This window comes from Desmonostoc muscorum LEGE 12446 (assembly GCF_015207005.2).
In the GTDB taxonomy this organism is placed as follows: Bacteria; Cyanobacteriota; Cyanobacteriia; order Cyanobacteriales; family Nostocaceae; genus Nostoc; species Nostoc muscorum.
In genome coordinates this window covers 6416071-6428746 of record NZ_JADEXS020000001.1, presented here as the reverse complement: position 1 = coordinate 6428746, position 12676 = coordinate 6416071, and the positions used below count along the sequence as shown (strand labels likewise).

10 protein-coding genes are annotated in these 12676 nt (G+C 41.1%); 4 read left to right on the top strand and 6 right to left on the bottom strand.

The features are described from left to right. Window positions 1–262: 262 nt before the first annotated feature. Together IQ276_RS26925 and IQ276_RS26920 are read right to left on the bottom strand one after the other, a co-directional pair. A complete protein-coding gene (locus IQ276_RS26925) occupies window positions 263–1300 on the bottom strand; it encodes a methyltransferase (protein ID WP_193921469.1) in 1038 nt (345 codons plus the stop codon). A gap of 103 nt (window positions 1301–1403) precedes the next feature. Continuing rightward, window positions 1404–2804, bottom strand: coding sequence for an MATE family efflux transporter (locus IQ276_RS26920; RefSeq protein ID WP_193921467.1), 1401 nt, complete (start codon window positions 2802–2804; stop codon window positions 1404–1406). A 64-nt stretch (window positions 2805–2868) separates the two neighbouring features. Here IQ276_RS26920 and IQ276_RS26915 point away from each other — a divergent pair, with 64 nt between their 5' ends. Continuing rightward, entirely contained in the window at window positions 2869–3528 is a 660-nt protein-coding gene (locus tag IQ276_RS26915) for a TIGR02466 family protein (RefSeq protein WP_193921464.1), read from the top strand. A gap of 25 nt (window positions 3529–3553) precedes the next feature. Here IQ276_RS26915 and IQ276_RS26910 read toward each other — a convergent pair whose 3' ends face one another. Next, a complete protein-coding gene (locus IQ276_RS26910) occupies window positions 3554–4927 on the bottom strand; it encodes a cytochrome P450 (RefSeq protein WP_235116007.1) in 1374 nt (457 codons plus the stop codon). Between the two features lie 568 nt (window positions 4928–5495). Further along, window positions 5496–5975, bottom strand: a complete 480-nt coding sequence (locus tag IQ276_RS26905) for a hypothetical protein (protein WP_193921065.1) — start codon at window positions 5973–5975, stop codon at window positions 5496–5498. 681 nt (window positions 5976–6656) lie between these two features. Here IQ276_RS26905 and IQ276_RS26900 point away from each other — a divergent pair. Continuing rightward, a complete protein-coding gene (locus tag IQ276_RS26900; protein ID WP_193921067.1) occupies window positions 6657–8330 on the top strand; it encodes a DUF3352 domain-containing protein in 1674 nt (557 codons plus the stop codon). A 71-nt stretch (window positions 8331–8401) separates the two neighbouring features. Here IQ276_RS26900 and mscL read toward each other — a convergent pair whose 3' ends face one another. Further along, window positions 8402–8836, bottom strand: a complete 435-nt coding sequence (mscL, locus tag IQ276_RS26895; protein WP_193921069.1) for a large conductance mechanosensitive channel protein MscL — start codon at window positions 8834–8836, stop codon at window positions 8402–8404. Window positions 8837–9203: 367 nt separating this feature from the next. On the opposite strand from mscL, the gene IQ276_RS26890 reads away from it, so the two are divergent. Together IQ276_RS26890 and IQ276_RS26885 are read left to right on the top strand one after the other, a co-directional pair. After that, on the top strand, window positions 9204–10124 hold the full coding sequence (locus IQ276_RS26890) for a class I SAM-dependent methyltransferase (RefSeq protein WP_193921071.1): 921 nt from the start codon (window positions 9204–9206) through the stop codon (window positions 10122–10124). Continuing rightward, a complete protein-coding gene (locus IQ276_RS26885) occupies window positions 10117–11085 on the top strand; it encodes a PrsW family intramembrane metalloprotease (protein ID WP_193921073.1) in 969 nt (322 codons plus the stop codon). The genes IQ276_RS26890 and IQ276_RS26885 overlap by 8 nt, the downstream gene beginning before the upstream one ends. Before the next feature lie 165 nt (window positions 11086–11250). On the opposite strand, the gene IQ276_RS26880 is transcribed toward IQ276_RS26885, so the two are convergent. Then, window positions 11251–12519, bottom strand: coding sequence for a 6-carboxytetrahydropterin synthase (locus tag IQ276_RS26880; protein WP_235116006.1), 1269 nt, complete (start codon window positions 12517–12519; stop codon window positions 11251–11253). Between the last annotated feature and the right edge of the window lie 157 nt (window positions 12520–12676).

Below are 12676 nucleotides of genomic sequence, written 5' to 3'. Positions count from 1 at the left end.
AGATTCCTGAAAATAAAGCCTTTTGTCACTCAAATCTAATCTAACTTCAGCGATCGCTATTTTCCGTCAAATATCCTCAATCTGCAACTCAAGTTAACTTGTGTTAATTTTAAAGCGATCGCTAATTCTTGCATTGTCACCTTGGATTACTCAAAACTTTGCCATATCTACTTCACAGCCTTCCACTCTTTGATTAAGCAAGATGTCACTAATGCATAGCGTCATATTCAGTTTTAAAGATTCAGACATCTTCTAAGTTAAATTAAACCTTTACTCCCTCAATCACGCTTAGAGAGGACTGGGTAGGAACAATCTTAATCAGCTGGAATTTTGACTTCTCCATCAGGATGCGATACTCTGCTTCTGTGCGTTCGCACCCGCCCGGACAAAGCACTAACATCTGTAGATCGAGCATCTTGCTAAAAGAGGCTTGATTTCCGGATGGAATGACTTGCTCTACAAGTAAGAGTTTTCCATGCTCTGGCATTGCCTCGTAACAACACTTGAGGATAGCGATCGCTCTTTCATCATCCCAATCATGAATAACATACTTGAGTATATAAGCATCCCCTCCTGCTGGCACAGATTTAAAAAAATCACCTGCTATTAGTTCACAGCGGTCTAAAATTCCGGCTTGTTCAATGAGTGATTTTGCTCCTTTAATCGCCTCCGGTTGGTCAAATAAAATTCCCTTTATTTTGGGATAGGCTTTGAGGATGTCCGTTAATAACTTCCCATGTCCGCCACCAACATCTACTAAAGTTTGGACATCAGAAAAGTCGTAATCTAAAACTATCCCTGGGTTTTGAAGGGTTGAACTACTAGTCATAGCCTGGTTAAAGTTTTTTCCGGCTTCTGGATTTTGAGCATAGTAATCCAAAAGATTCATCCCATACAAATGCTCAAAAGCACTCTTGCCAGTCTGTATGCTGTAAATTATTTCACCCCAAGCTCGATACTGTTCCTCACCATTCATAATTACTCTCGCCTTTAGGGAGTCAGGGACATCACTCCGTAAATAATTTCCCAGTGGTGTGAGCGAAAAAAAACTGGGTTCTGTTTCCGCAAAAACTCCCATACTCGCAAGTGCCCGTAAAAGGCGATAGAGGGAACCCTCGTGAGTTGAAGTTACACTTGCCAAATCCTCACAACTCCTACAACCATCCTTTAACAAATCGGCTATCCCTAGCTTGGCGGCTGCATAGATTGACTGGAAGATCCAACTGCCATATCTCATTTGTAGTAACACTATTTCTGGGGAAAAATAACCTGCAATTTGAGTGTTTATTGATTGAAACATGACATTTAGCTAAAAAATTTGGCAATTCATATCCTATGAAATGATATATGTTAAAAGCCACAATTTTCAGCAAATAAAAAGTTAATTTTATATTAAATAACCGCTACATATAAGACGACACTTCACTGTTACTAATCTTTTTAAAATTCACAACATAAAACCGCACTATTAAAATTATCCCCGAAATTGCCGTAGCCAGAATTAAACCATACCAATAACCAATCCCTCCACAACCTAAAATCATTGTCATTAAATATCCTCCACCTAACCCAATACCCCAAAATATCAAGATGTTAATTAGCATGGGCACACGAGTATCCTGCAATCCGAGCAAAGCCCCCACTCCTATGATTTGAATCCCACAAGAAAGTTGGTACACTGCTGCTAATTTGAGAAAAGAAATTGCTTGAGTAATTGCTACAGCATTATCGGGATTATTAATGTCTAAATAAATGGCTGCAATCCGCTGGGAAAACAACTCAAAACCTAAAGCTACAAGGGTGGCAAACAGTACGTAAAATGCAATATTCACAAATACTGCCCTGATTGCCCCCAAAGCATTCTTTTCTCCCATCATCTGCCCTACTCTAGTTGTAACGGCAGAAGAAACCCCTACTGGAATTGTCAAAAAAAGGTCTGATGTCTGAATAGCAATTTCATGACCTGCTAAAGTTTCCGTTCCCAAGCTTCCCATCAACCAAGCCGTGACCATGAACAACCCCAGTTGCATTCCTAATTGGATTCCCATTGGCCATCCAGTCTGGAAAATTTTGATAAATAGCTCTGGATCAAACTTATTGAGATTGCGAAAAAGCTTATAATCTCTACTTTTGGGATGGAAATAAAACACCATAGCTGATGCTAAGAAACTAACCCAATAAATAAGGGTAGTTCCCCAACCAATCCCAGCTAAACCAAGGGCAGGAAAACCCAGGTAGCCAAACATCAGCACGTAATTGGCAGGCACATTCAAGAGTAAAGAGGTAACTATAATTACTATGCCAAACTGGGGAAAATTAATTGCAGCAGCCATGCGTTTTAAATGTAAAAAGCAGAGGGCAGCAGGTAATCCCCAAACAAGAGCGTGTAAATAGCTTTTTGTCAATGCGACGTTACTTTCTTCTTGACCTAATAACGGCAAGATAGAGCTACAGTTCCATATTACAAGTATTGCAGGTAAAGAAATAGCGATCGCCAACCATAGCCCCCCAGAAGTAATACGGCTGACACGATCTATTTCTTTGGCTCCAAAAGCCTCAGCAGCCAGCGCTCCTCCTGCTGTGAGAGTACCAACGCAAACAACTAATAAGGTAACAAAAGTGATTGTGCCCAAAGCACCCGCAGCTAAATTTTGAGTGCCAAGTAAGCCCATCATTACCGAATTCACAACAGGGATGCCAGCTTCAGCTAGTTGAGCAATTGCTAAAGGAATTGCCAGCCCCAGGCTAACTTGCGCTTCTGATAAAAGCTCTGACTTAAATTCTGTTAAGCTTATTTGTTTCATTAAATTGGTATAAAATTAACAAATTTCTGATATTATATCTCAGCAACTAGTTACAATAACAAGAATGAGCTATCAGGGATTAAAAATAAATGTTTTGTTCCCTACCTTAGTAGGAGAAACAGAGTTTCCTGACTGCGAAGCACTCAATCGAGACTTAGCAGCTTATGTTCGCAATCAAGAGCAAAACGGGCGCAATTACTCACAATTTACCTCAGTTAATAATGGCTGGCAATCAAGCTTAAATTTCTTAAATTCTGACTTTCCTGCTATTCAAACGCTGAAACATTTTATCAACGACCAAATAGAAATTTTTTTGAAAGAGTGGGGAAAAGTAAGTTTTAGCTCCTCTACTCCTTCAGTTTTTCAATACAACCATACAAGTTGGGCAGTTATTTTGAGACAGGGCGGTTTCCAACACGAACACATTCATACTAAAACTGACCTTGTTGGCATTTACTATGTAGAAGTTCCGACAGCACCTGCAACAAAAACATCTGGCAACTTAACTCTCATCGATCCGCGTAGTGGACGAGTTACTTCTCGTTCTAATTGGGAAACTGCACACTATTCTATTCACCCCAAACCTGGTATGTTTCTTTTATTTCCAAGCTTCTTACCCCATAGAGTTAATCAGGTAGAAGTTGCAGGTGAACGTATATCAATCAACTTAGACGTTACCTTGCGCCCTAGTTCTTCTCCGATTTCTGATACCCGTTATCAATGAAACAAACACCTTCTTTCCCCACTCCTTACTCCCCACTCACCACTCCCTGTTTGTTGGCAGTTATCCTCATCAATACTCCTGGGTGAGGACGCAGTGATACCAAACCACGTGGTTTTAAAACCTCGTTTGAGGCTGATTCAAAACTGCACAAGCGCAGCATCGCCGCTAAAATAATTTGTATTTGGCTAAAGACTAACTGCCCTGCTGGACACTTACGTGTTCCCCCTCCAAACGGAAAGTAAGCGAAGTTTGGGCGTACTTGTGAGTTCTCTGGTGCAAAGCGTTCTGGAATAAAATCTTTTGGTCGTTCCCATAGCTGTGCCTTTCGATGCATTGTGTATGGAGATATAGAAATAATTGCTCCGGGCGGAATTAAAGTATCTCCTATTCTGTCTGGATTAATTGCCTGCCTGCCCAACATCCATGCGGGTGGGTATAAACGCAATACTTCCATTACCACCAGCCGCATATAGGATAGTTTAGGAATATCTTTAGCTGTGGGTTGGCGATCGCCAATAACCCGATCAACCTCACTAAATACTCGCTCTAACACTTCTTGGCACTGTACTAATTGATAAATTATCCAACACAGTGCTGTTGCCATGCCATTGTAACTATTCAACAATGTTCGGACGATAGTTGTTTTTAACTGCTTCGATACCTCGCTATCAGGCGCTACTAATCCAGCACACCGGGCAATCCTTCCCGCTATTGCATTCTGCACTTCAATAGCTTCTTGATAGCTTTGTTTTATCGGCACTAGTTCTGTCGCTGAAAGATTCTGCGATAAGTGTGATTGATTGGCGCAGTACTCTTCTATAAAATTAGTTGCACTTACAAATGCTTCACTCCAATGGTTAGCGTCTACATTAAACAGAATTTTGACATAGACGGCAAACATCATTTTTTTCGTTTCAGTATCAATCTGAATAGGTGCTACTTTTGAGCATTTCTGCCATTGCCAAACTGTTACTGTAGCCGCTTTAGCTAGTTCACTGACTATGCTTTCAAATATTTCCACTTGATTGCCAGAGCTTCTATCTAAATTCAGCAAAAATGCACCTGTTGGAGTATATTGTCCTGTCAACTCGGCATATTGATGATATGGATTTTTGTAGTTACTTTGATTTTTGACCAGCACATACTCAGCGTGTTCTGGTTGATTGATCAGGAAAGCTGTTCTCCCATCTACTAGGTAAGACACTACGTCTTCATTAGTCCGGCTCAAATTTAAGTAAAACGTTACGTAGTCCTTTTTATCTTTTATTGCTCCTGGCGGAATCAACTCAAACGCCGTTTTCATCACAGTAATCTTTTTTTCTAGATTGTCTGCCTCCTCTAAGATGTGTTGTCTGTTATCTAAGCACATATATTCAACTTCAGTTACTATAGGACTCATATTTGATTTTTGAACAAAACTCAGTACACTTTTATTCCTTCTTCCCAGTCCCCAGTCCCCAATCCCCAGTCCCTTACCTCTACGAGTGATTCAGAAATCAAATCGGATTCCTATAGTTATGTAAATTGTTGATTTTAACCGCATTATTATCATTATATTGATAAGTAGGTAACCATAATTAAACATGAAATAAAATCCTGTTTTATTGGGAGCAATTCATTACTGAATTTAGAATTTTTATCACTAAAATACTAACTAAAAACTGTAATTTCTTCAGGTTTAATGAATTATGCTGTTCCGCACTTAGCTTGCAACACCAGCGTTACATTTTTTTAATTTTTCTTCTCGATTTAATTATTAACTCTGCCTGGTTTAACAACCTATTCAATCCTCACCAGACCAGAAATAGCTATAAGATTAGCTAATAATTATCAGGTTCTCGTTGAGATGGCTATTCAAACCACACGTCAACGAGAACCACTAATTGGCCAACCAAAATGAGTTAGTTGTGGGTCACAACTTTCCAATAGCAGGCTATTCTGACTTACGATACCAGAACTGTGTAGGTTTAACCTACTATTGCTGGCGCAGTGTAGTTATAAGATGCTGCTTCGGGTGCAGTGTAGTTATAAGATGCCGATTCTGCCGCAGTGTAGTTATAAGATGCTGCTTCGGGTGCAGTGTAGTTATAAGATGCCGATTCTGCCGCAGTGTAGTTATAAGATGCTGCTTCGGGTGCAGTGTAATTATAAGATGCCGATTCTACCGCAGTGTAGTTATAAGATGCTGCTTCAGGTGCAGTGTAGTTATAAGATGCTGCTTCTGCCGCAGTGTAGTTATAAGATGCTGCTTCAGGTGCAGTGTAGTTATAAGATGCTGCTTCTGCCGCAGTGTAGTTATAAGATGCTGCTGTTTTTAGAGAACTTGTCCAATCAGCTTCGCTACCTGCTAATTCTATATTCTCTGGAAGTTCTTCGTTGATTATGTGTTTGCTCAGAACTTCTTGTGAAATACTGTAAAAATTTCCTTCCCGGTCTCGAAAAATCATAATATTTGTCTTCTTTCAACCGAAATTGTCTTTTATATTTTTTCATAACTTTAATAAAAATGCAATGACAGTTAAGAGAGTTAAGCTTCTCTCAATAAATAATAAAACAATACGCTTGAGTTAAGCTTTATCTCTCCCTGCCTTAACAGATAAATTATCTTAACAAACTGCGCTTCTAGCTTTCTTGTTTGTGTCATTTTCGTCAGCTAAAAATCAAAAACCCTTATTATTAAAGACTTTGAAAAATTTATGCGTAGTAGCTACAATTATTTTTATTTATTCATAGGAAAATATAGGACTAACTACCATTAATCACCTGGCAACTATGTAAATATTTGTAAATGCATTAAATTTTTTTCACACCTGCTGTTACACGCAAACCCCCTAGAAAGTCCTCTGGGTGTACTAACGACAAACTACTATTACGTATAATTAAGTAGATAAATTTAAAAAAAGCTACTTATAAATGCAATAAACAACCAACAAAGTCAGCTTGACCTTTCAGTTTTTACATTTTCAGGTGTATAGCTTGTCAACAAGCCTGCTCCTGAGTCCTTTTGTCATGCGTTAGTCTAAACTCCAGTAACAATGGATTAGGGAAAATTATCAATAAATCCGAAAACTCTACAATGACACTTGTATAAATCTCGGTAACAATCTCAGCAAAAGAGGATAACAATAATGCCTGAAAGTAAATCAAAGTTTCTCATTCCTGCTGTTGGCGCTGCTGTCGTTATAGCAGGAAGTATCGCGGCTTATACGTATTTAAAAGGCGGGCCATCAGGGGGTAGCTCGGATGCTCTGGGCAGTGCCAAAGTAGTACCTTCAACAGCGATGATGGCTACTTATATTACTACTGACCCGCAAGCTTGGGCAAAGTTACAACAGTTTGGCACTCCAGAAGCACAAAAGTTAGTGGCCAAAGGTCTGGAAGATTTGAATAAGGAAATGTTTAGTGACAATAACATTTCTTATGAAAAAGACATCAAGCCTTGGGCTGGTGGTGTCATGATTGCTCTGCTACCACCAAATCCCGTGAAACCCGTACAATTAAATCTGCCCCCTGGCGCACCTACTGCACCGAAAAATGTACAGCCAGAACCAAATATTTTGGTAGTAGTAGGAATCAAGGACAAAATCAGTGCGTTAAATTTTGCCAATAAATTGAAGTCACAAAAAGGCGTTAAATTCCAGGAATCCGACTACCAAGGTCAAAAAATTATTGAAACTACAGAAAATGGCAAACCCACTTATAGCGTTGTTTTAGATAATAGTCACTTAGTATTAGCCCCCGAAAAACAAGCTGTAGAAAAAGCAATTGACACGTTTAAAGGACAGTCCTCCTTTGCCAGCAAAGAAGGTGCAAGCACCATTCTCAAAGGAGTAGATGTTAAAAACACCCTTGCCCAAATTTATGTACCAGACTATGCAGGTATGGTACAGCAATTAGCTGCTGCAAGTCCTCAGGCAACCCAGTTACCCCCACAAACCTTGGCACAACTAAAGCAGGTGAAATCTGTAGTGGCGGGAGTTGGTGTTGATGATGCAGGAGTGCGAGTCAAAGCGATCGCCAATTTAGATCCCCAACTGATCAAATATCAGTATCAATCAACTCCTGGGAATATAGTCGGGCAATTTCCCACTGATACCTTTGCTTTGGTTAGCGGAAATGGCATCAGTCGTGGCTGGGAAACAGTAGTAGAACAGTCCAAAAATACTCCAGAATTAAAACAAGCTCTGGAACAAGTGCGCGGACAACTGAAATTTGTCAATATCGACTTGGATAAGGATGTTTTTGGCTGGATGAACGGGGAATTCGCCTTAGGTGCCATACCATCAAATCAAGGGGTATTAGCAAGTGTTGGTTTTGGAGGTGCTTTAGTATTTGACACCAGCGATCGCAAAACTGCCGAAGCCACCTTGACAAAATTAGATACCCTCGCCAAAACTCAACAAATCAACATTGCCAACAGAAATATCGGCGGTAAAGACGTAACTGAATGGCAAATCCCCCAACAAGGAGCTTTATTGGCACATGGTTGGTTAGATCAAGACACTGTATTTGTAGCTGTTGGTGGCCCTGTTGCTGAGGCGATCGCCAATCGCAAAAGTGAATCTCTCGACAAGAGCGAAGCTTTCAAAGCCGTTACTGGTTCATTGCAAAAGCCCAACAGTGGCTATTTCTACCTAGATATGGACAAAACTAAAACTTTACCCGTAATCAATAGTTTCATCTCTGCTGAAGCCAATACCATCCTCAGTTCCATTCGTGGTTTTGGTATCACCGCCACCAGCCCCGACAAATCCACCAGTGAATTAGAGATGCTGTTAGCTCTCAAGCCTGCTGCAAAATAGGGCATGGGGAAGACGCAGGGAAAGAACTCCCTGTGTCTTTGCGTCCCCGCGTCCTCTTTTCCCACTCCCATTTACAAAACTTGATTATTCCGAGCTTCCAATGTCTGATTGAGCCTATCCAATGCACCAGTCAGTCTTTCCTGAGCTGCAAGCTTAGGATCTGAGAGTGGAGATTCAATGGCAACATCCTCTTGCCTCTTTAATTTTTGTAAGGCACGAATTGCTACAAATAAGATCAAAGCAATTATCAAAAAGTCCAGGATTGCACCAAGAAACTGACCGATCGCAATTCCTGGACTAATGGTGATTGTTCTCCAGTCTTTGCCAGTCACACTAATTAAGGGGTTAATCAATGGCATAATCACATTCTCAACTAAGGAGGTAATCACCCTAGTAAAGGCAGTGCCAATAATCACGGCGATCGCTAAGTCAACTACACTACCTTTGAGGGCAAATTCTTGAAAATCTCCAAAAAAGCCACTTGCTCTTCTTCTTGCTCTTGCCATACTTGAGACTCAATAAATTAGTTGTAGTCTTTTTTTATATGGCGCTCGGCTTTTTGCCCTCTCTGCTGAGATAGATATTGCTAATTGCTAAAGACACCAACCCCAGCAATCTCCAAACATCAAACTGCATTGCTGAATACAAGTATAAAAATCACAAAATCAATCTCTCAAACTCTTATTCTCCCCACCTCTGCGTCTGTGCGTAACATAAATTCATCCCCAGATTCAGCAACGCCGAAATTTTCATTGCTCCCTACTCCCTATTCCCCATTCCCTATTTTCAATACAATTCAATTCATTTCATTTCTAGACTCGTGTCCAGCAAGTATGTCATAAGTAAAAGAGGCTGTTAAATGCAAACTGATTTATGACTGCTGCTGTAAACACTAATCTTGGCTTCGCTTCCCGCTTGGTCAATGCCATACTGGCAATCCAGCCTTTAGCCAACCTAGCCAAGCATCAAGCTAGACAGATGATGATTAAACGTGCCGAGAGAATTGGTGTGCCTTGGACGCAAGAAGTCGAAACACTAAAGGCACGTGATTGGAAAACCGATCTAGCTAAAGTAGAAAATCCCCAGCTTTCCTACCCAGAATACTACTTGCGGCCATTCCACGCCTACGAAGGTGGAAACCTAACTTGGAAAGCTGCTTGCGAGTTAGAAGTTGCGGCTCGTACTGTCCATGCCGGAATTTGGCAAGATGCTGGAGCGCAAGGAGATGCTAAACTCCGCCAAAGTTATCATGATGTCCTCAAAGCGCAACTCCCCAATCAACCCCAAAACATTCTAGATTTGGCCTGTGGTGTGGGTTTGAGTACCTTTGCGATGCAAGAAATTTATCCCCATGCCAAAATTACAGGCTTGGACTTATCTCCCTACTTCTTAGCTGTTGCCCATTACCGCGCCGAGCAGCGCCAAGCTAAAATCAATTGGCTTCATGCCCAAGCTGAATCTACCGGATTACCTGATGCCTCTTTTGATTTAGTTTCGATTTTCTTGATGTGCCACGAATTACCCCAATCAGCAACTCGACAGATTTTCGCTGAAGCCCGGCGTGTTCTGCGTCCAGGTGGTTACTTGGCAATCATGGACATGAATCCTAAATCGGAAGTGTACAAAAAAATGCCAGCTTATATTTTAACTTTGCTCAAAAGTACCGAACCGTATTTAGATGAATATTTTGGTTTGGACATTCAGCAAGCTATTATTGAGGCGGGTTTCCAACCTCCCACCATCGCTAACAATACCCACCGTCACCGTACAATTATTGCTCAGGTGAGTGGTTGATTTATCCCTGGTGTTGTGGGCAGCAATACCACCGTTGCTGCTGCTAGGCTACTATTATTATCGGATGCCATTTGCCCCACCTGTATTCAGGTTGCTGATGTTTTTTATCATCGGGGCAATATCTGGTATTTTAGCCCTGAGCCTGGAATGGATTTTTGAAAGTGTAGTCAACTCGGTTCTAGACTGGCAGCAGATTAAGCAATCGCTTCCTGCTATAGCCTTGCGCCAGCTTGTGGAAATAGGCCCAATTGAAGAAGGCTGCAAGTTGGCTGCGGTTGTTATCCCAACCTACTATCTGCAACGCTCTTATCGATTACTTCACTCTAGCGTTTTCCTCTTCACTATAGCCGTTGCCCTTGGATTTACAGCTGAAGAGAACTGGATTTACCTTTTCCACGGTACAGCATCTATTCTTGATCGTAGTATCGGTACGCCAGTCCACGCCATGTTTTCTGCGCCTTGGGGATATGCCTTAGGAATCTATATTTCCTCTAAAAATCGGTTAAATCGAGACAGGAAGTTCATTTTTAGGGCTTGGCTAAATTCTGTAATCTGTCATGCCTTAGTTAATGTTCTATCTAGTGCTTGGCGTTACTCATTACCCCTACGTTTCCTGAGTTATGGTTTATTTCCGTTTCTGTTGTGGATGTTTTGGCGACTAGAACAATTACTGCGAAAAGTACAAGGCAAACCTGTAATTACCCTGATTTGGGAGCGTACACCACAGCGCCGTTACTGGCAGAGGAGTTTAGTGTTATTTGCCCTCCTGCTGGGTGGAAATGCTATTTTTGGGCTGTTTCTCTTAGGCAGGAAAATTAGTCCTTTGAGTCCATTGAAGCTTTTTGACACTTATATTTTGTGGTTTATAGTTACTCGCTTTTTGCTAAATCTCTTTTTTGGAGTTTTAGCCTGGGGCATTTATCAGTATTTGCGACATTCCGCCCGGCGTCGGTATTTTTAATCAAGATGAATTAACAAGTCCTTTGCTACCTGGTTTTAACTGCTTAGTAAGTAAACTTTTTTAGTTGGGCATTGGGAGTGGTGAGTTAGGAGTTAGGAGTTATTATTCTCCCTCATCTCCCTCATCCTCCTCATCTCCCTCATCCCATACCCAATGCCCAATTACCTAAACCCCTGCCAATACCTGCTGATTCACCGCTGCACTGACTGAATTTGAATCAGACTCAGTACAGTAGATTTCGCAGGAGTTATTGGGACTTTCAAACAATTTAACTTTGTAAAGCTCAGATCCTAATTCTTGAATTGGCGATCGCAGTAAATTACTAATGTAAAGTGCGATATTCTCACTAGTAGGTACAACTTCAGCAAAGTAAGGCACGTCTTCGTTTATAAAGGTGTGATCGAATCGTTCCACCACATAATCTTTTATTATCTGATTTAAAGCACCTAAATCGACAATCATGCCAGTAGTTGGATCAATCTCTCCTTTGACAGTAACTTCTAGGTAATAGTTGTGTCCGTGGCCATTGGGACGCGCACACTTACCGTAAATCTCGGTGTTTTTTTCCTGACTTAGGTTGGGGTCAGCCAGCCGATGGGCGGCGCTAAAATAAGTACTGACAGTGAAATAGGTTTCCGTTCCGTTTTTGGCATAATCTGCCCAAAGTTCATGACTTTCAAAAAGCCTAACTTTGTCGAGTTCGACTCCCAATTTTTGAATAGGTGAAGCCAATAAACTATTAATGTAAAGTGAAATGTTTTCAGTAGTGGGAACAATCTCGGCGAAGTAGGGAATATCTTTGTTTAAACAGGAGTGATCTAATGGCTCCACTGCATAATCTTCCACTACTCGCTTCAGGGCATCTACATCTACAATCATGCCAGTGCGTGGGTCGATTTTCCCTTTCACAGTGATTTCTAGATGGTAGTTGTGTCCGTGAGTACGGGTGCATTTACCGTATTTCTCAGGACTAATGTTAGGAGCTAGCCGATGGGCGGCGCTAAAGTGAGTGCTGATGGTGAGATAGGCTTCCATTCCCTCTCCCCTGTAATCTGCCCAAAGTTGAGAGTGTTCAAACAACTGGACGCCGACTAGAGGTAAGTGGGGTGCTAGCCGTTGCCAAATTATCCGTGCAATATTCTCAGTGGTAGGTAAAGTTTCTTGGAAATCTGCCCACACATCGTTGAGATAAGAAAAGTCCAGTTGGTTTGTAACTTCTCGCTTGATGACATGTTTCACGTCCGACAAATTCAACACCATGCCATATTCGTCCACTTCTCCGCCAAGGGAGATCAATAAGACATAGTTATGCCCTTGTCCGGGAAATTTCGATCTAGCACCAAATTTTTCAATATTCTCGGCTTCACTGAGTTCTGATAGCCAATAACGATGACTTGCCGAAAACTGAGCGCGGCGATTAATAATGCATTTCATAAGTAATAAAACTTCAAATTTCTTAACCTTTCACCACTTCCAGCATAGACTAATTCCTGTGTCATTAGTCATTAGACCTGAATTGAAAATGGGAATGGGGAGTAGGGAGTAGGGAAAATAAATTTTCATTGCTCCAAGTGATTGCAACTCATGGAAT